Source organism: Klebsiella sp. D5A, from assembly GCF_001620885.1.
In the GTDB taxonomy this organism is placed as follows: Bacteria; Pseudomonadota; Gammaproteobacteria; order Enterobacterales; family Enterobacteriaceae; genus Klebsiella; species Klebsiella variicola.
Genome location: NZ_KV407481.1, coordinates 654265 through 681128 on the forward strand (window position 1 = coordinate 654265; position 26864 = coordinate 681128).

Here is a 26864-nt window from a genome sequence, read left to right on the forward strand (position 1 = left end):
TTGAAAGTTCAACCACTCAATATATAGCGTTTTTAGCAAGGAAATCCCCCGCCGGGACAATTCGGCGGAGGAGGGGGAAGGCTGTGCGGCACTACAGACGCATGGCGACGGCGAGACGGTTAAAGGCGTTCATCAGGCTGATGGCTAAGGTCAGATCGCTTATCTGACGCGGGGTAAAATGTTCGCGCAGCGGCAGGTAAACGTCATCTTCCGCATGGCTGGCGGCAATGTCGGTGACCGACTCGGCCCACGCCAGCGCTGCGCGTTCGCCAGGTGTGAAGTGGGCGCTTACCCGCCAGCCCGCCAGAGCATCCAGTTTGCTTTGCGCCATACCGCCCTTGCGCAGCGCCTGGCTGTGCTTCTCAAGGCAGAAGGCGCAACCGTTGATCTGCGAGACGCGTAAATAAACCAGCTCAACCAGGGCGCTGCCCAGCTCGCTTTTCTCCAGCGCGATGCTGGCCTGTACCAGCCCTTTATAGACTTCCGGGCTCAGTTCACTGAATGGCTGACGTAATTGGCTCATGGTGTTCTCCTCTCTAAGACGGCAGCCAAAATAGCACTATAATGGACTGCAAAAGATAGCCATATTGTGATGAAAAAAGCAGACCATAATGGAAGCGATCCACCTCCCTCTTTATCAGCGTATTGCCCGCCAGCTGAAATCGGCAATTGAACGGGGCGAACTGACCCCGGGCAGCCGTCTGCCCGCCAGCCGGGTGTTTGCCCAGGAGCAGGGCGTCTCCCGGGCGACTATCGAAAACGCCTGGGGTGAACTGGTCGCCCAGGGGTGGCTTGAGCGGCGTGGGCAGGCGGGGACCTTTGTCAGCGAGCGGCTCAGTCCGCGCCAGCTGGCGCCGGTAACGCCAGCGCAATCAGCCGCCTCGACGGACCCGTTGCCCTTTCAGATGGGGCTGCCGGCGCTGGATCTCTTTCCGCGCGGGCTGTGGGCGCGAGTGATGGGTCGTCGGCTGCGGACGCAGTCGCGGTTCGACCTTGCTCCCGGCGATCCCGGCGGCGACCCGCTTCTGCGCCAGGCGATCGTGGACTATCTGCGCCTGTCGCGCAGTATTGACTGCCAGCCGGAGCAGGTGCTGATCACCGGCAACTATGCTACCTCCATGGATCTTATCCTGCGTACGCTGGCGCAGCCGGGGCAGCATATGTGGATTGAGGATCCGGGGTATCCCTTTATCCGCCCGGTCGTTGAGGCCAGGCAGCTGGTGGTGGATGCGATCCCGGTGGACGACGAAGGAATGGATGTTGGCTGGGGCTTGCGGCATCACCCTCAAGCGCGGTTTGCCCTGCTCACCCCGGCACACCAGAGCCCGCTGGGGGTCGCGCTGTCGCTGCCCCGGCGTCGCCAGCTGCTGGCGTGGGCGACAGCGCGCGACGCGTGGATTATTGAGGACGATTACGATAGTGAGTTTCGCTATCACGGCAAACCGCTGCCGCCAGTGAAAAGCCTCGATGCGCCGCAGCGGGTTATCTACGCCGGCACTTTCAGTAAGTCGATGTTTCCGGCGCTGCGCACCGCCTGGCTTGTGGTGCCGACCCCGCTGGCGGCGCGTTTTCATCAGACGGCGGAGCGCCAGCCCTGCACCGTTCCTACTCTGTGGCAGCAGACGCTGGCGGATTTTATCCAGCAGGGACATTTCTGGCGTCATCTGAAAAAAATGCGCGCCAGCTATAGCCAGCGCCGACAGTGGCTGGAGTCGGCCCTGCAGGCGCAGGGCTTTCAGGTCACGCCGCAGCAGGGGGGCATTCAGCTGGTCATGCCGGTCAGCGGCAACGATCGCCTGCTGGCCCGGCAGGCGGTTGAGGCCGGGCTGGCGGTGCAGGCGCTGAGCGACTGGCGTCTTCGCCATGCAGGCGAGGGGGGATTACTGATGAGTTTTACCAATATTCGCTCAGCGGCGATGGCCGATGCGCTGGCCCGGCGGCTCAGAGAGGCGATCGCGAACGATGGCGCATAAAAAACCCCTGCGGCCAGAGGCGCGCAGGGGCTGACGCGTATTTGTTATCTTCATTAGATTCCGTGAAGCTCGCGGGCTTCCGCTCGCCAGGCGCGCGCGGAAGCTGACGCTGTCTCTATTATCGACGTAAATTGAGCAATACGCCAATAAATACCCCGACGGCGGCTGCGGCGCCGACGCTGTGCCAGGGTTTATTGCGCACATAGGTATCGGCGCAGCCCAGCGCATCACAGGCTGCCTGACGGGCATCCAGCGCCGCCTGCTGCACCCGGTTGTGACCATTGAGGCGGGCACGGGTCTCTTTCAGCAGCGACTGAGCTTTAACGCGCGCCGCTTCGGCTTCCTCTTTCGCGTCACTGCCCCACGATTTCAGCACCTCTTCCAGCGTATCCGCTAATTGACTGACATCGTTATGGATATCCTCAGCATTCTCGTCAAAATTGTTGCGGTTCACATGGTTAGCCATCGTTATCTCCCTTAATTCCATCGAGTGAGTAAGTGTAGGACAAGATTTTGAATTATGCTTACTGCTGTGGTTTCTGGAATATTCCGAAAGCACTGCGCTTAACGAATAAGGTAAGGTCAATGTGCGGTAAAAGATAACGAGGAATCAGTATGTATTTAAGACCCGATGAGGTGGCGCGTGTTCTTGAAAAAGCCGGCTTCACCATGGATGTTGTGACGCAAAAAGCGTACGGCTATCGCCGAGGCGATAATTATGTTTATGTGAACCGCGAAGCGCGCATGGGGCGGACAGCGTTAATTATTCATCCAGCGCTAAAAGAGCGTAGCAATATGTTGGCCGAACCGGCCTCAGATATCAAAACCTGCGACCATTATGAACAATTTCCGCTGTATTTAGCCGGAGATGCGCAGCAGCATTATGGTATTCCGCACGGATTTAGCTCACGGATGGCGCTTGAGCGTTTTCTGAATGGACTATTTGGCGAAGCCCAGCCGGCGATGTCGACAAATTAATACGACGGTTAAGACCGGGGCGGAGCAGGCTGGCGAGAGAGCGACTGGCAGGGCCAGTCGCTGGAATAGCGTCGGTCAGGCTTTCGCCTGCTGGTAGGGGGCCACGCGGAACAGGCGGCGGCAATAGTCGAGGAAGTAGCCGTAAGCAGCGCCCATCATCATCGATACCGCCAGGTTTGAGCTCACTGCAGCGACAATCTGGTGCCAGTCTGCACCTACGCTCCACAATATTGCGACATACACTGGCGACTGGAAAGTGACGTAGGCCAGCACGTCGGCCATATTTTTCATCCAGCCTGCCGGGCTAATGCGCCGGGCCTGACGCATCGCAAAGTCGCGATAAAAACCATAGGGCACGGCAATAATAATGTTGACCGGGATCGCCACCAGGCGCGACGATAACGACTGCTCAAACGTCATACCAGAGAGAAAAATTTCGATCATCATGTTGACGACGGTGCAGTAAACCACCATCGCAAAGGTGTCTGCAACCGCATGCCGCAAGCGGGAGTGCGCAGAGAACATCGGAGTGCTCCTCGAAAATGAAGTCAATAACGCCGAAAAATGCGCGTTGGTATAGCGTTTTTGGGCTGCCTGTTTTGATGTGCGTAGAGTATATCTCTGCATTAAAAGTGGCAACTAGCTATAAATTTTTATTTATTGTCTTTTTGTCGATAAAATACTCTGCGACAGTTGGTTTTCTGCCCGTTACGCTACTTTTATTGCTGGTTTTGTTAAATGTGTTTAATTTCAGTTGGTTACATGACGTTTTTGCATGATATCTGACCAGGGAGGCGGCGTCTGACCGCCCGCTGTGGCGCAAAATCGCGTGAGCCTGTGATGAAGGTCTCGTTAAGATGTTTTTATGCCATTATGCCGGTTTTTGTGGTGAAAAATTCTAAAATGACGTGTGGCGTTTTATTCTGATTGGCTGGGTAACTATTCATTAGGCCGTGTGGAGAGGGCCTGCGCATCCGCCGACGATAAGAGGATAAACCGCTGACCATAAAGGTAATATCGCCTGCTGAATATATTTTCATATCTTACCATCCGCCGCTTTTATTTATTCATGGTCTTGTTGGCCTGCGCTGGCGAAAAAGAACCGGGGATTTGCCGATATAGGGCAGGCGGAAAAGGTTTACTCTTTGCATAATATATTTATCTGGACAACCGAAGGCTGGAAATAAATAAGTGTTTCCATTACACTTGCCGCGTTGTATCTTTTAATTGGTTATCTGGGATTTCTTAATTTTATGTCTTTAATGTTACACAAACTGAATAATATCCGTTCACTGCGTACCCTGTCCCGTGAATTCTCCATTGACGTGCTTGAAGAGATGCTGGAAAAGCTCAGGATCGTCACTGAAGAAAAACGTACGCAACAGCAGCTGGCGGCGCAGCAGCAGGCGGAATATCAGGAAAAAGTGAATACCTGGCTTGAGCTGATGCGCGCCGACGGTATTTCTCCTGACGACCTCGTGGCCGATATTCAGCCGTCGATGGCGGCAGGGAAAAAGCGGCAACCGCGCCCGGCAAAATATCGTTATACCGATCATACTGGCGCAGAAAAAACCTGGACCGGTCAGGGAAGAATGCCGAAGCCGATTGCTCAGGCGGTTGCTCAGGGCAAATCGCTGGACAGTTTCCTCATTTAAAGCCGATCCGGCCGGTATCAGGACAGTGGGGGAGACCCGCCGTTCCGTCCGGCCTTATCACTCTCCGGGAGAGGGGCTTTAGCAGACGCCAAAGTCGCCCTCTTCCTGGTATGGCGTCACCTCTTCTGAGTTCAGCGTATAGCGCTCGCCCTGCTCTTGCGCGGCCTGAACCACCACCAGCTGTTCTCCCTGTACTTCAACCACTTTCAGTTTTGGTCCACCCGCACGCGGTTGTACCAGATCGCCGACAGAAAACATCATTCACTCCTCACGGTTAACATCCTGGATGAACCTCAACCATAGCTCAACGACTGGCCAGTGAACACTGGCTGTGCTGTTTTTTGTTAAAACAATTTGGGGGTATATGTATTAATGTTGTTAATGTTTTGCTGGCGCCATACCGCTGCTGAGAAGGGGGGACGGCGAGGGTAGGGTTACCATCAATCAGGTCAGGAAAGACACCATGAAGTATATCGTTCTATTGATCATTGTTATTGCTGTTCTGTATGTCCATTATCGCGGGCGGGTGCGCTATCGTTTCTGGCGACAGCTCTCCGATCATTCAACATTTACTGCTCCGCTGAATGGATTTATGTATTTATTTTCCCGCGTGCCGAATACGCCATATCTGCGCCCGGAGATGTTTCCCGAGCTGGCGATATTGCAGCAGAACTGGCAGGTAATTCGCGATGAAGGTCTCCACCTTCAGCAGCTGGAGCAGATTAAAGCGGCCGATAAATATAACGATGCCGGATTTAACTCATTTTTTAAAACCGGCTGGAAACGTTTTTATCTGAAATGGTATGAGGAGGCCCATCCCTCCGCCAGCCAGCTCTGCCCACACACCACCGCGCTACTGCGCGATATCCCGTCGGTGAAAGCGGCCATGTTCGCCACCCTGCCAGACGGCAGCCGTCTGCCGCGCCACCGCGATCCCTACGCCGGTTCGCTGCGCTTTCATCTCGGCCTGGCGACGCCGAACGATGACCGCTGCTTTATCGAGGTGGATGGCCAGCGCTACAGCTGGCGCGATGGGGAAGGGGTGCTGTTTGATGAGACCTATATTCACTATGCGGAAAATACCAGCGGTGAGAATCGGCTGATTCTGTTCTGTGATATTGAACGGCCCATGCGCTACCGCTGGGCGCAGCAGGTGAACCACTGGCTGGGACGTCATCTGATGAGCGCCGCCTCGGCGCCCAATGATACCGGCGATCGCATTGGCGGGATTAACCGGGCATTTCGCTATATCTACCAGATCCGCATTGTCGGCAAGCGGCTGAAAAAATGGAATAAGACGGTCTATTACATCGTTAAATGGCTGCTGTTCGGCGGCATTGCCTGGCTTATCTGGAGTGCGTTTTAACCCTCATGACGCCGGTTCCAGGGCATGATCGCCAGCAGACGCGCCATGCCGCAAAAGCCGGTCACCCCGGCGAAGGTGAGCCCGGCGCCGACCGCGCCGCTGAGCAGGAAGAAGCCGCTGCTCACGGTATAGCCCAGCAGTACACCGAGTAAAATCAGGACGCCAGCGGCAATTTGTACCTGGCGCATCAGCGGCAGCGGCTGGGATTTATCCTCCTCAACCGGGAACCCCGCGGCCCTCCAGCCCTGAATCCCCCCGGCCAGCAGGCTTGCCTGCGCCGGTGCGGCGGCGGCGGCCAGGCGAATCGCGTTATTCTGCGTCCGGGAACCCGCCTGGCAGTGAAAGATGACTGTCTCTCCGGCCCGGGCATTGAGGGTCGCACCGTTGGTCAGGCTGGCCAGCGGCACCAGTTCGGCATCGGGAATATGTTCGCGCGCGTATTCATCCGCATCACGGATATCAATCAGTCTGGCGCCCTGGGCAATCAGCGCCCGGGCTTCGGCCGGGGTTAAAGTAGCGATGGTCATAGGATCCTCACGGGCAATAGAGCGTTTTCAGCGTGTTGATCACCTGCTGTACCGCAGGGTGGGTGATGAAATAGTGGATACGCTGGGCATCGCGCTCGCTGTCGATCAGCCCCTCGTCACGCATCCGCGCAAGGTGCTGCGAGGTGGCGGAAGGGCTCAGGCCGGTAGCGCGCGATAGTTCACCGGCGCTGGCCCGCGGCGCATCGCACAGTATGCACAGGATCAGCAATCGGTGAGGATTGCTCATGGCTTTCATCAGCGCGGCGGCTTCTCCGGCGCGGGCCTGCAGGTCTTCAGGTGTGGTCATATATTTTAGCTTTTTCTAAATTTAGATAACTCTAAAATAAAAACATCCCCTGCGCCAGCACTTTTTATCTGTGACTCAGGCCGGAACGGCGAGCTGGGCAATCTGCGCTCGCGCGCTGGCGATCCCTGCGTCGCGACCATGCGGACGATTGTCCAGCCCTTCGGCATAGATAAATTCCACCTCATGGATCCCCATCAGCCCCAGTACCGCGCGCAGATAGGGGGTGATGGCGTCGGTGGTCTCTCCCTGGTGAATACCGCCGCGGCTGCTGACGACCACCGCCCGAACGCCCTCGACCAGCCCCTGCGGCCAGCTGTCGGTGTAGCGAAAGGTTTCCCGCGCCCGCGCCACGAGGTCGAACCATTTCTTCAGGTCGGTCGGGACGTTGAGGTTATACATCGGCGCCCCGATCACCAGCAGATCGCTGGCTTTTAATTCGGCGATAAGCTGGTCGGAGAGCGCAACCGCCGCGCGGATGGCCGGCTGCGGATCCACTGCCCCGCGCAGGGCGGCGAACAGGGGGCGATCCAGTGTTGGCAGCGCCATGGCGCTGAGATCGTGTTCCGTGAGCCGATCGCGGTGGCCCGCCGCCCGGCGCGCCGCGAGAAATTCGTTAATCAGCTGATTGGTCAGGGATGTTTCGCCATTAATGCTGGATTTTAATACCAGAACGTTAGCCATGATGAGTGCCTCAAGTGAAGGGGAGAGGCAGAGACTAACACTGTCTTTTTTCTCTCTGGAGTGACATTATTTTCCTCTATTGTATCCCGTAAGGAACCAATTTGTGCGTGACGATCTGAACGCGATCCCGGTGTTTGTTACCGTGGTCGAGAGCGGTAACTTTGCCAGCGCGGCGGCGATCCTCCACGTGACGCGTTCGGCGGTGGGTAAAACCATTGCCCGGCTGGAAGCGCGCCTCGGCGTGGCGTTATTCCAGCGCACTACCCGTCGGCAACTGCTGACGGAAGAGGGGGAGCAATTTTACCACCAGTGCCGGGAAGCGCTGGCGCGCATCCGCGAGGCCGAAGAGGCGCTCCAGCGCGGGAAGGGCGAGGTGCAGGGGCGGCTGCGGATCTCGCTACCAGTGCTCTTTGGTCAGCGCTGCGTGGCGCCGCTACTGTTCCGCCTGAGCCAGCGCTATCCGTTACTGAAGCTCGAGCTCCACTACAGCGACCGGCAGGTCAATCTGCTGGAGGAGGGGTTTGATCTTGCGGTGCGTATCGGAAACCTGGCCGATACCGGGTCGCTACGGGCGCGGGCGCTGGGGGAGCACGGCATGGTGCTGTGCGCGGCGGTAGAGTACCTGCGCCGCCAGCCGGCGCCGCAGACCATCGCCGGGCTGAGCGAGCACCGCACCCTCGGCTATCTGCACAACGGCCAACTGCAAAAATGGCAACTGTACGACCCGCAGCAGGGCGAAGTGCGCTTCAGTCCGCAGACGGGGCTGGTACAGGATGATTTTGCCGCCATCGCGGCGGCGGTGCAGCAGGGGATGGGCATCGCCTGGTTGCCGGACTGGCTGGTGGCGCAGGCGCTCGCCGACGGGACGCTGCAGCAGGTGCTGGCGCCCAGCGCTCAGGTGCGTTTCGCTATCCACGCGGTGTGGCCGGAGGGGCCGTGGCTGCCGCAAAAAACGCGGGTGGCGATCGATGCCCTGCGGGAAGGACTGCGCCTTGCTAAAAGCACACCGCCCAGCGGTTAAGGGTATCTTAAGGCGACCGGGCGATAATGACAGAAAGATGACAACTGAGAGCTATCGCCATGAACGCCCTGGAAACCCTGAATCAATCTGTTTTTTTCGCGCTTAACGCGCAGCCTGGCGCCGCGGAGGGCCTGCTGTCGCTGGCCCGTTTTTGCGCCAGCGGCATCGTGTTTATGATGCCGGCGATCGCGCTCGGCCTGTGGTTTCTCGGTGGTCGTGAGGGACACCGCCAGGCGCTGTTTATGACCCTGGCCGTGATGATTTCCCTCGGGCTGGGGATGGTGTGCGGGACGCTCTGGTTTCATCCGCGGCCGTTTATGATCCCCCTCGGCCATACCTGGATAAGTCATCCGGCGGATAACAGCTTCCCCAGCGATCACGCTACGGTGATGTTCAGCGCCGCGTTTGCGCTGCTGTCGCTGCGCCTGCGGGCGCCTGGTCTGCTGATGCTGCTGGCTGCGCTGCCGGTGGCCTGGTCGCGGATCTATCTTGGGGTGCATTTTCCGCTGGATATGGTGGGCGCAGCCCTGGTCTCCATTGGCGGGGTCATCGTGGCGAAGCGGGTCTGGCAGGCGGTCGGCCCACGGCTGGTGCTGCTGTGCGAGGCCGTCAGCCGGCGGATGTTCTCCTGGCTGCCGGCGCGCTTTACGCCATAGCCTCAGCGACGAGGCCGTCCGGTACGGGCGGCGCGGCGGTATAGCGTGCTGCGGGCGATACCCAGTATCTGTGCCGCCCGGCTGACGTTGCCGTTAACGCTGGCCAGGGTATCGACAATCAACTGCTCGTCATGGGCCTGCAATCCTCCGCGCGGCAGCGGCGCAGGCGCGGTGCGATACGCCTCCGGCAGCGCGTCGGGCGTCAGCGTGTCGCCCTCATCGGCCAGAGCCAGCATCACCTTCAGGACGCTCTGCAGCTGGCGCACGTTTCCCGGCCACGGCAGCTGGCTGAGGTGGACCAGCAGTGCATTTGAAAGCGTCACCCGGCGTGAAACACCGCCCAGGTCGCGCCACAGCGTGGCGATAAAGGTTTCCAGCGCCGGCCACTCGCGCAGCGGGGGCAGCGCCAGGGCATACTCCCGCAGGCGCCACAGCAGATCTTCACGGAATTCGCCGGCGCTGACCCGTTGCGTCAGATTGCGGTGGGTGGCGCAGATCAAGGCGAAATTCACCGGCACGCTGCGGCTGGCGCCCAGCGGGGCCACCTCTTTTTCCTGCAACACCCGCAGGAGCCGCGTCTGCAGCGCCAGCGGCATATCGCCGATCTCATCGAGAAACAGTACCCCGCCCTCAGCCTCGCGGATTTTACCGATATAGCCGTTTTTGCTGGCGCCGGTAAATGCCCCCGGCTGGTAGCCGAAGAGCTCGGATTCGATCAGCGATTCCGGGATGGCCGCGCAGTTGATGGCGACAAATTTGCCACTGCGCCAGCGGCTGTGCTGATGCAGCGTACGGCTGACATACTCCTTGCCGCTGCCGGTTTCTCCCTCAATGCATAGCGCAATGCCGGCGTTGAGCAGCCGCAGCAGCTTTTCGCCTTCGCGCGGGCTGGTGAAAGGGAGATGCATGACCGGCGGGGCGCTTACCGCCACCCGGCGGCGGGTGGGCTCCCGCAGGCGATAGTGATAGCGGCCCTGCGGGGTGGTCAGCGGCAGCGGGACGCTGACCGCCCTTTGCGCCAGCGTCGGAAAAAGCGACGCAAAGGTGAGCTGGCCAAACTGCGCCGCGCTCAGGCCGAACTCGCGCATCGCCAGTCGGTTGCCGGCGGTGAGGACGTTGTCAGAAAAGACCAGCAGCAGCTCCTCGACGCTGTCGAGCTTGTCCACCTGCCGGTGCAGGCTCATCAGCCACTGCTCCGGATGCAGGCTCTGTTTCACCCACAGATACTCAATCTGCTTTGCCGCCGCCTTCACCCAGCCGAAGGTATGCTGGTGGGGAAAATCCGCCGGGCCGGAGATATCCAGCACCCCGGCAATACTTCCGTCCGGCCGCTGGAGCGGCATCGCCGCACAGTACAGATTCTGATTGCGGGTAAGAAAATGCTGGCGGCCATCGATTTCGCAGCCGTCATCAATGACCAGCGCGGTGCCAATGGCGTTGGTCCCGCGCCCGCTTTCGCTCCACAGATTGCCGGGGGCCAGCGCCACGCGCTGAGCCTTCTGCATCGCCTGGGTATCGCCGACGGTGTGCAGCACCAGGCCACTGGGGTCGGAGAGGACCACCACCGACTGCAGGTCCGCCACCTGGCGCGACAGGGCATCCACCACCGGCTGCGCCAGCTGCTGCAGGCTGCGGTGGCTGGCGAGCCGGTCTGCCAGCTCCCCGGCGCGCAGACGGGGAAAATCCTCGGTAGCGGGATCCAGACCATAGCGCTGGCAGCGAGACCACGAGTCGCTGAGCAGGGGGTTAGCGTTAACCTCTGGTGCGAGAAGATAGGGATTACCTGGCACAGGGCACCTCAGGGTCGATGTTGCTGTGTTGCAATATTGTAGCCATTTGGTTTATTTGGTGTTGCGATTTGCAACACAGAAGTGGACATCTGTGCGACAGCGCCTGCCAGCCTGGTAAATAAATAATCCTAACTCATTAATAAATAATATAAATTGTTGGCAATAAAAAACTGGCATAACCCCTGCAAAGTGAGAAGCGTTCGGCGGCAAGTTTAAAAAATCAATATGCCGCTGCGTCTCAACCCTACAGAAGGAGATTTGCGATGCGTTATGCACATCCTGGCCAGCCCGGCGCCCTGGTTTCATTTAAATCCGCTTACGGCAACTTCATTGACGGTAAATTTGTCGAGCCGCTGAGCGGTGAATTCTTTATGAATACCTCCCCGGTCGACGGCAGCAACATTGCGCAGTTTCCCCGCTCGGACGCCAAAGACATTGAGTTCGCCCTCGATGCCGCTCACCGTGCGGCGCCGGCGTGGGGTAAAACGTCAGTGCAGCAGCGCTCCAGGCTGCTGCTACAGGTCGCCGATCGTATTGAACAGCACCTGGAGTATCTGGCCGTCGCGGAGAGCTGGGACAACGGGAAACCGATCCGCGAAACCCTGAATGCCGACCTGCCGCTGGCGGTGGACCATTTCCGCTACTTCGCCGGCTGCCTGCGCGCCCAGGAGGGAAGCACCGCCGAGATTGACGAAACGACGGTGGCCTATCATTTCCATGAACCGCTGGGGGTGGTCGGGCAGATTATCCCGTGGAACTTTCCGCTGCTGATGGCCGCGTGGAAGCTGGCCCCGGCCCTGGCGGCGGGTAACTGCGTGGTGCTCAAGCCGGCTGAACAGACGCCGCTGAGCATTACCCTGCTACTGGAGCTGATCGGCGATCTGTTCCCGGCCGGGGTGCTTAACGTGGTACAGGGATTCGGCAAAGAGGCGGGCGAGGCGCTGGCCACCAGCAAGCGTATCGCCAAGCTGGCGTTCACTGGCTCCACGCCGGTCGGGCGGCATATTCTCGCCTGCGCGGCGGAAAATATTATCCCCTGCACTGTCGAGCTGGGGGGCAAATCGCCCAACATCTACTTCGCCGACGTAATGGAGGGAGAAGAGGAGTTTATTGAGAAGGCGGTGGAGGGACTGGTGCTTGGCTTCTTCAACCAGGGGGAGGTATGTACCTGCCCGTCGCGGGCGCTGATCCATGAATCCATCTATGAGCCCTTTATGGCGCGGGTCATGGAGAAGGTGGCGCAGATCCGCCGTGGTGACCCGTTAGATACCGACACCATGATCGGCGCGCAGGCTTCCCGCCAGCAGTTCGATAAGATCCTCTCCTACATTCAGATTGCGCGGGAAGAGGGCGGGCAAATTCTGACCGGCGGCGAGCGGGCGGCTATCGCGCCGGCGCTGGATAACGGTTTTTATATTCAGCCCACGCTGATTAAAGGCCGCAACGATATGCGCAGCTTCCAGGAGGAGATCTTTGGGCCCGTGATCGGGGTGACCACCTTTAAGGACGAAGCGGAAGCGCTGACCATCGCCAATGAGACCCAGTTTGGCCTTGGCGCCGGGGTCTGGACGCGGGATACCAACCTCGCCTATCGCATGGGCCGCGGGATTAAAGCCGGCCGCGTATGGACCAACTGCTATCATGTTTACCCGGCTCATGCCGCGTTCGGTGGCTATAAACAGTCTGGCGTTGGCCGGGAAACGCACAAGATGGCGCTGGATGCCTATCAGCAAACCAAAAATCTGCTGGTGAGCTACGGCACCGCGCCGCTGGGTCTGTTCTAAATACAACCCCGCGCTTCTGTTACAACCTCTGTCCGCAATCCGTCCGGGTTGCGGATTTTTTTTAACTGCAAAATAACCCTGCTATTTAGCCGGCTTTATTGAGCGGCATGACCAACACATTCACACGGCTGATGTAATATCTTTCACTTGAAAATAAAAAGGGTTCCACAACAAGAAATTATGCGCAGTGAGGCGGACACTTGTGCTTCATTTATGTAGAAATGATGAATATTAATACCAGGAAAATTCCTAATTTTCCTGTGCTGTCGATCGGAAGCACAATAAAATAAGACAACTTTTTGAGTAATTATCTTTAAATTTGTTAATGGTTTTGATCTGTTGTTGTTTGAAAGTGTTTTATTGCCGTTTGTATAGATATGTAAATTAACATTGAAAAGGCATTTCAAAAATAAATTTTATGCCTCTGATAATCATTAACTTATTCGTAACATTGTGCCGGGTTGCCTTTTGGTAGGTGCGGTAATATATTTATTTCGCACACCAAAATAACTTTTTTAGCTTCTGTTTTTTATTAATTTTCACCTTTTGACAGAATAAAGCAGAGCGAGAGGGCGTGTGCCTACTATCCTGCGGAAGGAACGCAATGAACATTTACAAGGAGGAACTGATGAGCAGCTTCGCGATAGCCAAGCGCTATTGCCGATGACTGTGCGATATATTCGTTAACGATGAGATAAATAATGAAAACCCAACTTCGTATTATGGCAATTCTCATGGGCGCGCTGGTTTCGGGCGTAACCTTCCAGGCGACTGCGGCAAACACGATTAATCCAAACTCAGGAACCAGTGCGCAAGGCGCCGGCGGGCAGGTCAACTTCAATGGGTCAATCACCGACAGCTCCTGCAACGTCGACAGCGGTTCAACCGGCCAGACGGTGGATTTGGGCAAATGGGCCAGCAACTATTTTACCAGTACCGGCTCCGAAACCACCAAAACATCCTTCCATATCAAAGTCAAAGATTGCCCGGCCAGCGTGACGACGGTCGCTGTGCTGTTTGATGGCGCGCGCGAACAGACGGATACCTCCCTGTTGGCCATCAACAGCGGCGGCGCCAGCGGCGTAGCGATTAAGCTGTATGAGCATGATCAGACGACGGCGGTTAGCCTCGGTAAAACGACCGCCAAACAAGCGGTCACTCCGGGTTCCAGCGGCAGCACCGGTTCTGCCGACCTCGAGTTTTACGCCGATTATGTCTCTACCGGGGCGACCGTGACGGCAGGTGACGCCAACGGTACGGCTAATTTCAATATGATTTATAACTAAGCATATTGCGCGTTATTCAGAGCCAGTCCATTGCGTCAGGATCCATAGCAGTTTGTTGAAACATTAATGGCGAAGCAGTCGCGATATATATTCGTGACGGTATTGTTGTTCCTGCTAATTATCTCAATGGTTACTGGCTCTGTTATTCACAGCTTTATTTTATTGTCTGTTCAACCTTTACCTGATGGTTATTAATGATGAAGAAAATAATTGCCGTTGCGGCTTTTCTGCTGTGCTCCACGGCAGCGCAGGCCGGTATTGTCATGGGTGGAACCCGTGTGATTTATCAGGAAGGGAAGCGTGAAGCCGCTATTTCAGTCACCAATGCCGATACCCATACGCCCTATCTGGTGCAGTCGTGGGTGGAAAATTACGCGGAAAATGACAAGAGCAAGGTGCCCTTTATTGTGACCCCACCGCTGTTCCGTCTCGATCCGGAGCAGAATAACGTTCTGCGTATTAACTTTATTGGCGCCTCGCTGCCCGGCGATCGTGAGTCGGTGTTTTGGCTGAACGTCAAAAGTATTTCTCCGACGCCGCAGGGCGAGGTGAATAAGCTGCAGGTCAATATTAAGTCGAAATTCAAAATTTTCTATCGCCCCAACGGTCTGGCAGGCGACCCGGCAAAAGCCTGGCAGCAACTGAAGTTTACCCAGTCCGGCGGTCATCTGACGGTGGCAAACCCCACTCCCTATTTTGTCTCTTTTTACTCCGTCGCGGTGGGCGGGCAGAGCATCGACGAACCTGGCATGGTGGCTCCGTTCGGCCAGAAAACGTGGCCGGTGAGCGGGCACGGCGCCGTCAAATGGCGGGCGATTAACGACTACGGCGGCGTCAGCGACTTCGCCCAGCAGTAATTCCCTTTTGCGATGACATGACCGGACGGCGCCAGCATGAAAAGAACAACAACAGCGAAGGTGCGGGAGTATGCCGCAATGCCATTGACCGCAGGACGGGCGCTGGCGCTGGCGACGGTGCCGACGATGGTGTTTTGTCTCAGTCCGCTGAACCGGGCGCTGGCCGACGACTATTTTGATCCGGCGGCGCTGGAGTTTGCCGACCCGCAGCAGCAAACCTCCGACCTGCACTACTTCGCCAAACCCGGCGGGCAGCAGCCGGGCACTTACTCTGTCACCGTGGTGGTTAACGATCAGGAGCTGGGTCAGGCTGATATTACGTTTGTTGACGATGGCGGGAAGCTGCAGCCGGTGCTGACGCCCGGTCAGCTGGCGGATTATGGGGTCAACGTCAGCGCCTTTCCCGCCTTTCAAACGCTGCATGAAGGAGAAACCTTCACCCGGATCGAGAAGTTTATTCCCGACGCCAGCAGTCGGTTCACCTTTGCTAACCAGCGCCTGACGCTGAGTATTCCCCAGGCGGCGATGAACGTGCAAAGCCGCGGCTATGTCGATCCCTCGCGCTGGGACGATGGCGTGCCGGCCGCGTTTGTCGATTACTATTTTTCCGGCGCGCAAATAAAGAACGCCGATGACGGGGAGAGCAGCCGCTCAAACTACCTCAATTTACGCAGCGGCGTGAACCTGGGCGCCTGGCGGCTGCGCAACGTCTCCTCAATGCAGTACGACCAGCAGCGCCGGCACTGGGATACCCAGAGCACCTGGCTGCAGCGCGACGTCCGCTCGCTGAAGAGCTTGCTGCGGATCGGCGATACCTACACCACCGGCGATGTGTTTGACAGCATCCCCTTTCGCGGCGTCCAGCTGATGTCTGACGATGAGATGCTTCCGGACAGCCAGCGCGGCTTTGCCCCCACCATCCGCGGCGTGGCGCACAGCAATGCCAAAGTGACCGTCTCTCAGCACGGGTATGTGATCTACGAAACCTTCGTGTCGCCGGGGGCATTTGCCATCAGCGATCTTTACCCCACCTCGCAGAGCGGCGATCTGGAGGTGAAGGTGACCGAGAGCAATGGTTCGGTGCGCACTTTTACTCAGCCCTATTCCGCAGTTCCTTTTATGCTGCGCGAAGGGCGCGGCAAATTCAGCCTTAGCGCCGGGCGCTACCATTCGGGGGCGGATACCGTCCGCTCGCCGGAATTCCTGCAGGGAACCCTGTTCTACGGTCTGTCGGCGGGATTTACTCTCTACGGCGGTACGCAACTGGCCCAGGACTATCAGTCCTGGGCGCTGGGCCTGGGGCGCGGTTTCGGCGAGTTCGGATCGCTGGGAGGCGACGTGACCCAGGCCATCACCCGCACGCCGTCGGGCAAGCGCTACGCGGGCCATTCGCTGCGCGCCCAGTATCAGAAAGATTTTGTCAGCTCGGGGACCTCATTCAGCCTCGCCAGCTACCGCTACTCCTCCAGCGGCTATTACGATTTTGCCGAAGCCAGCGCGCTGGAAAGCGCGCAGGGGCAGGTGGACAACCGGCGTCGCCGGGAAGAGCTGTCGGTGACACAAAGCCTTGGCGGCCTCGGCAGTCTGGCGATCTCCGCCTGGTCGCAGGATTACTGGCACCGGCAGAGCCGGGATGAGACGGTACACCTCGGGTTCTACAGCGCCTGGAAGGGGATCTCCTGGGGCGTGGGCTATTACTACACCCGCGCCAGCAATCAGGAAAAAAATGACCGTTCCTGGTCATTTAATATCAACATCCCGCTGGGCGGCCCGCTGTCCGACAGCGCGGTAAGCTATAACACCACCTCGGACAGCAATGGCTATACCTCGCAGCAGGTCTCGCTGTATGGCGCGGTGCCGACGCGGCCAAATCTGTTCTATTCGGTCCAGCAGGGCTATGGCAACCAGGGGCGAGGCAGCAACAGCAGCGTCGCGCTGGATTACCACGGCGGCTTCGGCAACGCCCAGCTCGGCTATCGTCATGACGCCGCCAGCAACCAGCTGACCTGGGGAGGCGCCGGCTCGGTGGTCGCGCATCCGCACGGCGTCACCTTCGGCCAGACGGTGGGCGAGAGCTTCGCCATCGTCCGCGCGCCGGGGGCCGCTGGGGTGGCGGTACAAAACGGCAACAATGTGCACACCGACTGGCGCGGCTATGCCGTGGTGCCATCCCTGACCGCCTATCGAAAAAATGTCATTACCCTCGACACAGAGTCGATGGCCGACGATACCGACGTCGATCAGGAGGGGCAGACCGTGATCCCCGGCGGCGGCGCGGTGGTGATGGCCAACTACCGGACCCACATTGGCAACCGGGTGCTGTTTACCCTGCGCAATGCCCAGGGGCCGTTGCCGTTTGGCGCCAGCGCGCGGCTGGTCACGGCGGAGGAGAGCGGCAATGCGCCGGGCGGCATGGTGGCTGACGGTGGGCAGGTGTACCTCAGCGGCGTGCCGCAGGAGGGGACCCTGGCGGTGAGCTGGGTCGTTAACAACCAGTCGCAGAGCTGCACGCTGCATTTTCAACTTCCGGATAACCCACAGCAGAGTCTGAATACGGTGAAAACCGTCTCCGGGCTGTGCCAGACACGCTGAGGCGGCTATGAAATCTGTTTTTCGTCTACTTCCTGTTCTCTTTCTGCTGGCGCTGAGTGGTTACCTCCCCGGCGTGCGGGCTGAAACCTGCCGCGCGAATATCGGCCAGACCACGGTCAATATTCCCAATATCAAATATTTACCCACGCTGCCGGTCAATACCCAGATGACCAGCGCGATGGCGGATAACGGCAGCGGGATCCCCTTTTCCTGCGACCTGCAGCTGCCGACGGCGAGCGCCAAACGCATCGTCTATAAGCAACTGAAAACCGGCGGCTCGCCGGTGGTGATTAACGGACAGCACGTCTACCCCAGCGCCATCGACGGCATCGGTTACTCGCTCAGCTTTCAGTGCGCGGGCGGCCCGATGCGCGCTATCGACGGCAGCCACTCCGCGGGCGGCGAGTCGGTGGTGGTGTGCGACAGCGCAATGCTTCCGGCGCTGATGACGCAGCAGCAAACCACGGTCAGGATCGCGGTGACCTTCTATAAAACCGGGACGGTGCAGCTGGCGGACGGGACGCACACCAACTCGCCGTCGCTGCCGCAGGTGGGGGAGATGACCATTGAGCAGCAGGCCAGCGGGAGCGCCAGCTATGTCGCCAGCGCGCCGGTCAGTATCGATATGGCGGCCCTGAACGTGGACATCGGCAGCAGCGGCAGCTGTCAGGTAGCGACGTCGACGATCCAGGTCACTCTGGGCACGGTAAACCGGGCGGAGTTTCACGGTAAAGGGAGCACCGGCGGCCAGGCGAAGCGCTTTTCGATCCCGGTGTTCTGCCCGTCGCCGACCGATGTGCGCATCGGCTTTTTCGGCGTCAGCGTGGAGAGCGATACCCTGGCCCTGAGCAAGGCCAGCAACAGCGCCAGCGGCGTCGGCGTGAAGCTGACCTACGGCAATAACCCCGGCGCGGCGGTCTCTGATGGCACCAGCGTTAAGATCAATGAGGCCAGCAACTTGCCGATCCTGAAAAGGGTGACCGGCACAAACGCCGGGACCGCCGAGGCGATCAATTTTAACGCCCAGTATGTGCAAACTGACGCCACGGTGGGGGCGGGCACGGCCAACAGCATGGTGACCTTCGCCCTGGAGTATAACTAGCCTGACGCTGGCGCATGGGCATTCTGCAGAGGGATGGGCACCACCGCGCCGTAGTCGTCGATATAGTTCAGCTGGTACAGGCGAGTGCTGTCGGTGGTCATCACGGTATGGCTGCTGTATGGCCGGAGCATCACGTTTCTCATCGGCGAGAGGTGGCCTTTATTATCGATCAGCGTCCCGTTGACCAGGGTGATATGCAGTGGGCCTGAGTTGGTAAAGCGCAGGTGATTCCCGCTCTGCTGCCACTGCAGCTTTTGCACCTCTCTGGCGAGGGTGGTGGTGATGGCGGGCGGACGATAAAAGAGCTTCAGGCGGGTACGGACGACAAATTGCAGCGTATGCGTGCCGACGGCTGCGGGAGGCGTCTCCTGGATATTGACCCAGTACACGCTTTCCCGATCGCCGGGCAGCCCGCCGCCGAAATAGATAAAGCGCAGCTGGGCGGATTGTTGCGGCGATAAATAGACCTGCGGCGGCGTCGCCACTATCGGCAGGCCGACGCGCGAGGTATTGAGTCCGGCGTCCAGCCAGATCTGCACTTTATAAGGCGTGCTGCTGCGATTGTGAATGTTCAGGCTGGCGACCTTTTCTTTCCCGGAATAGACCACCCGCGTGGCATTAATGGTGATCCCGGCGCAGGCCTGAAAGGTCACTGCGCAGAGCAGAACCGCCAGCTGTGTTTTCATGAGGACTCCCTTGACGTCTCATCCCTGACCGGGAAGTTATTCCTGCATAATGGTAAATCGGGCCGTCGCATTGCCGTCGCCGGGATCGGCGTGGGTTTTGTCCCAGGTGTAATAGAAGGCGTTCAGCCTGAAGGTTCCGGAGCCGCCGTCCACCGGGATCTCTATGCGGGGATCGTGTTGCGGATCAAGGCGTTCATCGAGGCTGAGCGGGGTGCCCGTGCGGTCAGTGAGCAGAATACCTACCTTGCTGGCCGGCTTACCGCTGCCGTCGAGCGCCAGCACGCGGTTTTCAGGTGTGTCGGCAGGCGAGGGGCCGTCAACCACAATGTAGTAAGTGCCTTTCTCACAATCTTTAACGCGAATGTCGATGCCGACCGCCGGCCCGGTCCCAGACTGACTGTTTTTCAGTCTCGACAGCGGAATAGCGCCCATACTGACGTCGATGACCCCGCTGTCGCTCACCCCTTCGAGCTTGCAGGAGGCGTTCACGACCTTGCCGATGAAATTCAGCTTGCCCTCTGCCGCGAGTGCAGGGACAGCGGCCAGCCCGGCAAAGACCGTCGCCAGACACAGCGTGATTATTTTCATTTTCTTTCCTTCTCTATTGCCCGTAAAGCTGGCGCCAGGGCCGTTATTTTGATGAGTCTTATTTACGCCAGGTATGTTTTTTATTAATTCATCTGACTGACAAATTTATTAATACCAGGAAATAAACTGGCTTGTTATTTAGGGGCTGCTTTTGTCGGGATAGTAGCGTGGGGGAATTGCGACGTAAATAAGACGGTTATTAACGCGAGTTGAATGCCAAATATCGCTCGATAAAATAAATTGCTATTTTAATTCAATGCATTAGAAATAGCTTATTGCTCTTTTTTGCCAGGTGTTCGAACCCACTTCATGGTGGAAAATACGATCGTTCACGTAAGGCTACGCCCGGCAGATGAGGGATCATTCACCGGAGGGGGGCTGTTTTTTATCGCCAGATTTGCGATCGGCAACCGTGCTGCCGGGTTGTATGTCACGATGATTAAAAATAGGATGAATGCCCTGGCGTATGCTGCGGATGGTGTTGACTGATAAGCGACCGATCACCCCGGCGCGAAAAATCGATAACGATAAGGATGGCGAGATGAAACTGACGGTGGGGCTGGCGCTGACGCTGGCGATAATGACCTGCGGCGCCCAGGCGCGCGATATGCAAACCATCGAGCACAGCGGTGAGCTGAAAGTGGGCGTGCCGGGCGATTACGCCCCGCTGGCGTTTCGCAATGCCGCCGGCGAGCTGCAGGGCTATGACGTGGACATGGCCCGCGATCTCGGGCGCACGCTGGGGCTGAAGGTGAGCTTCGTCTACACCAGCTGGCCAGCGCTCGCCGCCGATCTGCGGGCGGACAAGTTTGATATTGCGATGGGCGGCGTGACGCAGACTCCGGCGCGGGCGAAGGACTTCGCCCTCAGCCATCCGGTAGTGGCGAACGGTAAAATCGCCTTAGCCAACTGCCAGGCCGCCCCGCGGCTCGGCTCGCTGGCGAAGATTGACCGCCCGGAGGTGAAGGTGGTCGTCAACCCTGGCGGCACAAACCAGAGCTTTGTCGATGAGCATATCAAGCAGGCGCAGATCATTCGCGTACAGAACAACGTCGACAATCTGGAGGCGCTGCGGCAGAAAACAGCCGATATGATGGTGACAGACCTGATCGAAGGCGACTATTACCAAAGCAAAGAGCCCGGCGTGTTCTGCGTTGCTAACGAAACACCGTTCGCCGGCACCGCCAGCGACAAGGTGTATATGATGAATAAGGATAACCCGGCGCTGCTGGAGAAAGTGAACCAGTGGCTGGATAGCCAGGACAAAGAGGTTCTCAAACGGAAGTGGAAAATTCGCGGTTAACGCGGCGGCGCGCCACCGCCGGCAGACGCGTCCGGCGGTGGTTATCGTCCACGGTTAGCGCTGCGGCGACAGGGGCTGTCGCGCGAGGCCGCGGAAGTAGCAGGCGTAGCCGAGGGTGGCGGTCAGGCACAGCATATAGCCAAACGACTCGCTGCCTTCCTCGACCGTGTTTTTCACCACCCGGGCGTAGTTCTCATCCAGCACGGCGTACCACAGGCCGTGCATGCCGAACAGCCGCGAGAAGACCAGAATCGCCAGCAGGCCGCTGATCATCATCCCGTAATAGGGCGTGCGGGTATACTCCGCCAGCTGCGACAGGGTCTGACGCAGATGGCGCAGCGGCGCCAGCAGCGACCCTACGGTGGCCAGCAGGGCAAACCACACCCAGCTGCCGTGGGAGAGCAAATCAAACAGGCCATCCAGTTCACGGATCAGCATGGCGAGGAAGAAGCCGCCGATGAGGATATTGCTATAGCGCAGGTGGGTATATTTTCGCGCCAGCAGGAAGTGAACCAGTACGATGACAGCCAGCACGCTCTCCTGCACCACTTCGGTGAGCGACACCTCCGGGATGTCGTTGCCAAACACCCGAATATCCACCCACAGACAGAGTACCGCGAGGGCGGCTGCGACCGCCGCGCCGAGAAAGAATAGCAAGCTTCGTAACAGAGACATTAACACCACAACTTATACTTAAAAGAAATATCATAAGTTTTGGGAATGCATGTTCCTGTTCACTTTGTGCGACTTTGCCGCGTTTTTTTAACATTTTGCGCGGTTTAGCGCCGGCGAAGGCGACAGGGGAGGGTGACTCCCCTGAATGAGGTGGGCGTCAGAGAATATCATCCACCACGCCGCCGTCGACGCGCAGTGCGGCACCGGAGGTGGCCGATGCCTGCGGCGAGCAGACGTAGACCACCATATTGGCGACCTCTTCCACCGAGGCCGCCCGCTGGATCACCGAGCTCGGACGATGGGTCATGACAAACGCTTTCGCCAGTTCCTCCAGGGACTTGCCGGTTTTCGCCACGTCGTCTTTCAGCATCTCGGCAAAGCCGTCGGAAATCGTCGGCCCCGGCAGTACGCTGTTAACGGTCACTCCGCTGCCGGCGACATATTTCGCCAGGCCGCGGGCCAGCGACAGCTGCGCGGTCTTGGTCACGCCATAATGGATCATGTCCGCCGGGATATTGCGCGCCGATTCTGAGGAGATAAACACCACCCGCCCCCAGCCTTTACTGACCATCGCCGGGAGCAGCCCCCGTGACAGGCGTACGCCGGACATGACGTTGGTCTGCCAGTAGTTGTCCCATGTCGCGTCGTCGGTGGCGTAGAAATCCTGCGGGCCATAGATCCCGGCGTTATTGACCAGAATATCGACGCCGGTCACCGCCCGCAGCAGCTGGGCTGCGCCGTCGGCGTCGCTGAGGTCGGCGATGGCGGGTCGCGCCTTCGCGCCCGACACCTCATTTTGCAGACGAGCGATGGCGGCGTTCACGCTCTGCTCGCTGCGCCCGTTAATGATGATCTCTGCGCCGCTCTCCGCCAGGCCTTTGGCGATGGCGAAGCCAATACCCGCCGTGGAGGCGGTGACCAGCGCGACTTTCCCCGCTAAATCAATCTTCATGTTCCTGCCTTCTGGTTGTGGATCTCCCATTAAGCGTAGCAGCGGCAGTATGGCTGGGGATCAGTAACCGGCGTGCTTATTGACCAGGTTCTTCAGCGGCAGCCCGCGGCGCTGGCGCTGAATGTTCTCCAGCAACTGGCGGGCGATCACCTCGGCAGGGGCCGCAGAGGCCATATGCGGGGTGATGACCACCTGCGGATGGCGCCACAGCGGATCGTCCGCCGGCAATGGCTCCTGCGGGAAGACGTCGAGCACCGCCCCGGCGAGCTGGCCGCTCTCCAGCGCCGCCAGCACATCATCATTGACCATATGCTCCCCGCGGCCGCAGTTGATCAACACCGCCCCGGCGGGTAGCCGGTTGAACAGCGGCGCGGCGAGGATACCTCGGGTCTGCGCGGTGAGCGGCAGGAGGTTAATCAGCCCGTCAAGCGACCCAAGAAAGTGGTCGAGCGCCTCCTCGCCGCGATAGCAGGTGACACCAGCCAGCTGCTTTTCACTGCGCGACCAGCCGGAGACCCGATAGCCGAGGCGGGCCAGCTGGTCAGCGATATAGCCGCCAATTTCGCCCAGACCCATAATGCCGATATGGAAGTCGGCGGCGGCGCGCTGGGGATAGAGCTTCCAGGTTTGGGTTCGCTGGTGGGCCAGCGCCCGGTCGAAATGGCGCTGAAACCACAGGACGCTCCACAGAGCATATTCGAACATGCCGTGGCGAAAATCTTCATCGATCACCCGGCACAGCGGGATCTCGCTGGCGAACAGCGCGGGCGGCAGATGATCGACCCCGGCGGACGCGGCCTGGATCAGCTTCAGCCCCGGCGAGCGGCTCAGCAGCTGCGGGTCCGGGAACCAGCAGCTGGCGTACTGGGCGTCGCGCGCCGTCTGGTGATGGGGCAGAAGCGCCGTGACGTCGGGAAACTGCTGCAGGGCGGCGCAAATATCGCGGGCGAAATCCGCGTCGTTACAATCCACAACGATAGTGATATCAGACATAGGCGTTAGTCTTTGTAAGAGGTATCGAGACGGTCAAGACGGCGCAGCCACGCCTGCCAGACCTGTTGACGTTCATGCTCCACGCCCATCAGCTGCTCGCAGGCGTGCTGGCTGAGGTGCGGAGCGATGGTGTGGATCGGGCTGAGGGCCGCCAGCTGGGCGGTGGCCATCTGGATCTCGCAGGCGCGGTTCAGGTAGTACATGATATAAAAGGCGTCAGCCACGGTGCGGCCCACCGACAGCAGGCCGTGGCTCTGCAGGATCATGGCGATATTATTCCCCAGCGAGCGCTGGATGCGCGCCCGTTCGTCGAGGTCAAAGGCCACCCCTTCATAGGGATGGTAGCCGACGCGCTGGTAAAACTCGGTGCTGATCTGGTTAAGCTGCAGCAGGCCGTCCTCGCAGGCGGCCACCGCCATTCCCGGCAGCGTATGGGTGTGGATCACGCAGTGGGCATCTTCCCGGGCCATATGCACCGCGCTGTGGATGGTAAAGCCCGCCGAGTTAGCCGGTGCGTCGCCCTCTACGACCTTACCCTGCATATCCACCACGATCAGGTTGCTGGCGGTGACTTCGTCAAACATCATGCCGAAGGGATTAATTAAAAAACGTGGCTCGCCGTCGCCGGGCAGGCGCACGGAGAAGTGGGTGTAGAGGGTATCCTCCCAGCCGAACAGCGCCGCCAGCCGGTAGGCGGCGGCCAACTGCTGGCGCAGGTGTTGCTCAGTTGCCATTTAGCGTACTCCCATAAATTCACGGATTCGTTGCAGAGAAGGGGCCTCCAGCGGGCTGCGGATCACCTGCGGGGCGATATCGGCCTGCACCACGCCGTTCTCCATCAGCACCACGCGGTCGGAAATCGACAGGGCGAACTCCATCTCGTGAGTGACAATCAGCATGGTCATGCCTTCGCGGGCCAGCGACTGAATGACCTTCAACACTTCGCCTACCAGCTCCGGATCCAGCGCCGAGGTTGGCTCGTCAAACAGCATAATGTCCGGCTTCAGAGCCAGCGCCCGGGCGATCGCCACGCGCTGCTGCTGGCCGCCTGAGAGCTGCCAGGGGTATTTGTGGGCATGGGCCAGCAGGCCGACGCGGTCGAGCAGCGCCAGGGCCTGCTCGCGGGCGACCGGCTGGTCAAGCAGCTGGTGATAGCGCGGGGCCAGCATCACGTTGTCGAGCACCGTGCGGTGGGGGAACAGGTTGAAGCTCTGGAAGACCATGCCGATGCGCCGCACCCCGGCGCGCATCTGGCGTTTGTCGACGATGGCTCCGCCCTTCAGATAGTCCTCGCCGTAGAGAATGATCTCCCCGCCATCAAGGCTTTCGAGGGCGTTGATGGTGCGGATCAGGGTGGTTTTGCCGGAGCCGGACGGGCCGATGATGCTGATCACCTCCCCGTTCTCCACCTGCAGATCGATGCCTTTCAGCACCTCATGCTGACCCCAGGATTTGCGGATGCCCCGCAGATCGAGCGCTGGCGGCGCGCCGTTGACGGCCGGCGTTTTGATCTCCTCCGTCAGCGCCGGCAGGCTCTGGCGCAGCGCCTGGCATTCCGCCTCGCTGAGGGTTTGCGGACGCTTGCGCTGAATATCGAGACGATTTTCCAGCGCCCGGAACAGCCAGGTGAAGACGGTAACCACCATCACGTAGTACACCGCCACCGCCAGCAGGGTCTCCATCACGAGGAAATTTTGCGCATACAAGCGCTGGCCGGTGAGCAGCAGCTCGGGTAAGGAGACCACCGACAGAATCGAGCTCAGCTTAATGATGGTGATGTATTCATTGATCAGCGTCGGCAGCGAGATGCGAAACGCCTGAGGAATAACAATCAGCCGCTGGATGCCGATAAAGCTGAAGCTCAGCGCATGGCCCGCCTCGCTCTGCCCCTTGGCCACCGACAGCAGGCCGCCGCGGTGGATCTCCGCCATATAGGCCGCTTCGGTGACGGTCATCGACACCAGCCCGGCGATAAACGGCACCCCGAGTAGCGGCTGGGTCACCGGAAACAGCTGCGGCAGGTTGTAGACAAACACCAGCAGCACCATCAGCGGCACGCTGCGAAAAAACCAGATATAGAGTTCGACGGGGATCTTGACCCAGCGCGGCGCGGAGAGCTTCGCGCAGGCTAACAGAAAACCGACCACCAGGCCGATCCCCCAGGACAAGGTGCTGACCACGATCACGGTCACGCACGCCTGCCAGAATGCTCCAATGCTAAACAGTGAAAAAAAGTATCCCCAATCGAACGCCATACCGACTCCTGTTGCGCAGTGCTTATTGTCTTAATCGATGCTTTCTAAGTTGTATTTTTTGATCAGCGCGGCATATTGGCCGTTGGCTTTCAGCGCGGCCAGGGTAGCCTTAATCGCCTCCGCCAGCTCGGTGTTGCCTTTGGCGACGTAGATCCCCAACGGCAGCGGGTAGACCAGGCGCGTAGAGCTTATCCCCAGGCGGCCGCGGCTCTTGTCGACGATGATCTGCGCCGCCGGGGCAATCTCAAGCTGGGCGCCGATGTTCTTCGACAGCAGCGCCTGCGAGGCTTCCGGCGCCGTCGGGAACTCCTGAATGGTGATGGCCGGTTTGCCGTTTTTCAGGCACCACTCATCGGAGTGTTTTTTCAGGCTGGTCACCCAGGTGGTGCCTGCCTGCAGGCCGACCTTCACGCCGCACAGCTCATCTTCGGTTTTCGGCTGCACCGCGCCGCCCTTCAGGGCGATGATCGACGCGCCGGAGAGGGCGTAAGGGATGGCGTCGGCCTGTTTCTGGCGTTCCGGCGTCACGTACATCCCGGAGATCACCGCATCATATTTCTTGCCGATGCCGAGGATCAGGCTGGTGAACTTGGTGTCGATCAGCTGCGGTTTGGCCTGCAGATGTTGGGCGATCAGCGCGGCGAAATCCGGGTCGAGACCGACGATGTTGTTATTGCTGTCATAGGACTCAAACGGCGGGTAGGTGACCTCCATCCCCACCTTAAAGACGCCCTCGGTCAGCAGTTCCGCCGCCTGGGTGACAGGGGAAAAACAGGCGCTGACGGCGAGGGTAAGCGCGACACGGCGCGAGATTTTTTTCAGGGTGCTAGTCATCAT

The 26864-nt window shown here is 59.1% G+C and carries 27 protein-coding genes and 1 pseudogene; 12 read left to right on the forward strand and 16 right to left on the reverse strand.

Annotated features, from left to right (window positions below):
- Positions 1-91 precede the first annotated feature (91 nt).
- Positions 92-523 (reverse strand): carboxymuconolactone decarboxylase family protein, encoded by a 432-nt coding sequence (locus AS136_RS03215; RefSeq protein WP_012540797.1) that lies wholly within the window; start codon positions 521-523, stop codon positions 92-94.
- 88 nt (positions 524-611) lie between these two features.
- Between AS136_RS03215 and pdxR the strand changes: the two genes are divergently transcribed.
- Positions 612-1973, forward strand: a complete 1362-nt coding sequence (pdxR, locus tag AS136_RS03220) for a MocR-like pyridoxine biosynthesis transcription factor PdxR (protein WP_023323162.1) — start codon at positions 612-614, stop codon at positions 1971-1973.
- Between the two features lie 118 nt (positions 1974-2091).
- Here the strand turns inward: pdxR and AS136_RS03225 are convergent, their stop codons facing one another.
- Entirely contained in the window at positions 2092-2439 is a 348-nt protein-coding gene (locus tag AS136_RS03225) for an ElaB/YgaM/YqjD family protein (RefSeq protein WP_002914293.1), read from the reverse strand.
- 149 nt (positions 2440-2588) lie between these two features.
- Between AS136_RS03225 and AS136_RS03230 the strand changes: the two genes are divergently transcribed.
- Positions 2589-2951 (forward strand): DUF2002 family protein, encoded by a 363-nt coding sequence (locus AS136_RS03230; RefSeq protein ID WP_008806132.1) that lies wholly within the window; start codon positions 2589-2591, stop codon positions 2949-2951.
- Between the two features lie 75 nt (positions 2952-3026).
- On the opposite strand, the gene alaE is transcribed toward AS136_RS03230, so the two are convergent.
- Positions 3027-3476 carry an L-alanine exporter AlaE gene (gene alaE, locus AS136_RS03235; protein WP_008806131.1) on the reverse strand — a complete coding sequence of 150 codons (450 nt, stop codon included), beginning with the start codon at positions 3474-3476 and terminating at the stop codon, positions 3027-3029.
- Between the two features lie 728 nt (positions 3477-4204).
- On the opposite strand from alaE, the gene stpA reads away from it, so the two are divergent.
- Positions 4205-4606, forward strand: coding sequence for a DNA-binding protein StpA (gene stpA, locus AS136_RS03240; protein ID WP_012967380.1), 402 nt, complete (start codon positions 4205-4207; stop codon positions 4604-4606).
- Between the two features lie 78 nt (positions 4607-4684).
- Here the strand turns inward: stpA and AS136_RS03245 are convergent, their stop codons facing one another.
- Positions 4685-4864 (reverse strand): YodC family protein, encoded by a 180-nt coding sequence (locus tag AS136_RS03245; protein WP_012540801.1) that lies wholly within the window; start codon positions 4862-4864, stop codon positions 4685-4687.
- A 205-nt stretch (positions 4865-5069) separates the two neighbouring features.
- Here AS136_RS03245 and lpxO point away from each other — a divergent pair, with 205 nt between their 5' ends.
- A complete protein-coding gene (lpxO, locus tag AS136_RS03250; protein WP_012540802.1) occupies positions 5070-5972 on the forward strand; it encodes a lipid A hydroxylase LpxO in 903 nt (300 codons plus the stop codon).
- On the opposite strand, the pseudogene AS136_RS03255 reads toward lpxO, so the two are convergent.
- The 3 genes and pseudogenes from AS136_RS03255 to AS136_RS03265 form a co-directional block, all read right to left on the reverse strand.
- Positions 5953-6499, reverse strand: a pseudogene (locus tag AS136_RS03255) (rhodanese family protein). The gene lpxO and the pseudogene AS136_RS03255 overlap by 20 nt on opposite strands.
- Before the next feature lie 7 nt (positions 6500-6506).
- Complete coding sequence (locus AS136_RS03260) at positions 6507-6806, reverse strand: ArsR/SmtB family transcription factor (protein WP_012540804.1); 300 nt, start codon at positions 6804-6806, stop codon at positions 6507-6509.
- A 75-nt stretch (positions 6807-6881) separates the two neighbouring features.
- On the reverse strand, positions 6882-7487 hold the full coding sequence (locus AS136_RS03265) for an FMN-dependent NADH-azoreductase (protein WP_012540805.1): 606 nt from the start codon (positions 7485-7487) through the stop codon (positions 6882-6884).
- A gap of 103 nt (positions 7488-7590) precedes the next feature.
- Between AS136_RS03265 and AS136_RS03270 the strand changes: the two genes are divergently transcribed.
- On the forward strand, positions 7591-8508 hold the full coding sequence (locus AS136_RS03270) for a LysR family transcriptional regulator (RefSeq protein ID WP_023323161.1): 918 nt from the start codon (positions 7591-7593) through the stop codon (positions 8506-8508).
- A 59-nt stretch (positions 8509-8567) separates the two neighbouring features.
- On the forward strand, positions 8568-9164 hold the full coding sequence (locus AS136_RS03275; protein ID WP_008806125.1) for an undecaprenyl-diphosphatase: 597 nt from the start codon (positions 8568-8570) through the stop codon (positions 9162-9164).
- Positions 9165-9166: 2 nt separating this feature from the next.
- Here AS136_RS03275 and AS136_RS03280 read toward each other — a convergent pair whose 3' ends face one another.
- Positions 9167-10954 carry a sigma-54-dependent Fis family transcriptional regulator gene (locus AS136_RS03280; protein WP_016161670.1) on the reverse strand — a complete coding sequence of 596 codons (1788 nt, stop codon included), beginning with the start codon at positions 10952-10954 and terminating at the stop codon, positions 9167-9169.
- 263 nt (positions 10955-11217) lie between these two features.
- On the opposite strand from AS136_RS03280, the gene exaC reads away from it, so the two are divergent.
- The 5 genes from exaC (at position 11218) to AS136_RS03305 (ending at position 18575) form a co-directional block, all read left to right on the forward strand.
- Positions 11218-12738, forward strand: coding sequence for an acetaldehyde dehydrogenase ExaC (gene exaC / locus AS136_RS03285; RefSeq protein WP_008806123.1), 1521 nt, complete (start codon positions 11218-11220; stop codon positions 12736-12738).
- Positions 12739-13439: 701 nt separating this feature from the next.
- Entirely contained in the window at positions 13440-14024 is a 585-nt protein-coding gene (locus tag AS136_RS03290; protein ID WP_016161669.1) for a fimbrial protein, read from the forward strand.
- A 194-nt stretch (positions 14025-14218) separates the two neighbouring features.
- The gene (locus tag AS136_RS03295) at positions 14219-14881 is read left to right on the forward strand and encodes a fimbrial biogenesis chaperone (RefSeq protein ID WP_008806121.1); all 663 of its coding nucleotides are present in this window, start codon (positions 14219-14221) and stop codon (positions 14879-14881) included.
- A 78-nt stretch (positions 14882-14959) separates the two neighbouring features.
- Complete coding sequence (locus AS136_RS03300) at positions 14960-17473, forward strand: fimbria/pilus outer membrane usher protein (protein ID WP_077265722.1); 2514 nt, start codon at positions 14960-14962, stop codon at positions 17471-17473.
- 7 nt (positions 17474-17480) lie between these two features.
- Positions 17481-18575, forward strand: a complete 1095-nt coding sequence (locus AS136_RS03305) for a fimbrial protein (protein ID WP_008806119.1) — start codon at positions 17481-17483, stop codon at positions 18573-18575.
- Here AS136_RS03305 and AS136_RS03310 read toward each other — a convergent pair.
- Entirely contained in the window at positions 18572-19261 is a 690-nt protein-coding gene (locus AS136_RS03310) for a fimbrial biogenesis chaperone (protein ID WP_008806118.1), read from the reverse strand. The two genes, AS136_RS03305 and AS136_RS03310, sit on opposite strands and share 4 nt — an antisense overlap.
- Positions 19262-19297: 36 nt before the next feature.
- The gene (locus AS136_RS03315) at positions 19298-19849 is read right to left on the reverse strand and encodes a fimbrial protein (protein WP_012540815.1); all 552 of its coding nucleotides are present in this window, start codon (positions 19847-19849) and stop codon (positions 19298-19300) included.
- Between the two features lie 466 nt (positions 19850-20315).
- Between AS136_RS03315 and AS136_RS03325 the strand changes: the two genes are divergently transcribed.
- Entirely contained in the window at positions 20316-21152 is an 837-nt protein-coding gene (locus AS136_RS03325; RefSeq protein ID WP_012967386.1) for a transporter substrate-binding domain-containing protein, read from the forward strand.
- Positions 21153-21206: 54 nt separating this feature from the next.
- Here the strand turns inward: AS136_RS03325 and AS136_RS03330 are convergent, their stop codons facing one another.
- The 6 genes from AS136_RS03330 to AS136_RS03355 all read right to left on the reverse strand — a co-directional run bounded on the left by AS136_RS03330 (position 21207) and on the right by AS136_RS03355 (position 26861).
- Complete coding sequence (locus AS136_RS03330; RefSeq protein ID WP_012540816.1) at positions 21207-21827, reverse strand: hypothetical protein; 621 nt, start codon at positions 21825-21827, stop codon at positions 21207-21209.
- 157 nt (positions 21828-21984) lie between these two features.
- A complete protein-coding gene (locus tag AS136_RS03335) occupies positions 21985-22779 on the reverse strand; it encodes an SDR family NAD(P)-dependent oxidoreductase (RefSeq protein WP_032731122.1) in 795 nt (264 codons plus the stop codon).
- A 60-nt stretch (positions 22780-22839) separates the two neighbouring features.
- Positions 22840-23772 carry a 2-hydroxyacid dehydrogenase gene (locus tag AS136_RS03340; protein WP_049156154.1) on the reverse strand — a complete coding sequence of 311 codons (933 nt, stop codon included), beginning with the start codon at positions 23770-23772 and terminating at the stop codon, positions 22840-22842.
- 5 nt (positions 23773-23777) lie between these two features.
- Complete coding sequence (locus AS136_RS03345; RefSeq protein WP_004899997.1) at positions 23778-24506, reverse strand: class II aldolase/adducin family protein; 729 nt, start codon at positions 24504-24506, stop codon at positions 23778-23780.
- The gene (locus AS136_RS03350) at positions 24507-26027 is read right to left on the reverse strand and encodes an amino acid ABC transporter permease/ATP-binding protein (protein WP_012967389.1); all 1521 of its coding nucleotides are present in this window, start codon (positions 26025-26027) and stop codon (positions 24507-24509) included.
- A 30-nt stretch (positions 26028-26057) separates the two neighbouring features.
- A complete protein-coding gene (locus AS136_RS03355) occupies positions 26058-26861 on the reverse strand; it encodes an ABC transporter substrate-binding protein (RefSeq protein ID WP_004899993.1) in 804 nt (267 codons plus the stop codon).
- Positions 26862-26864: the final 3 nt, after the last annotated feature.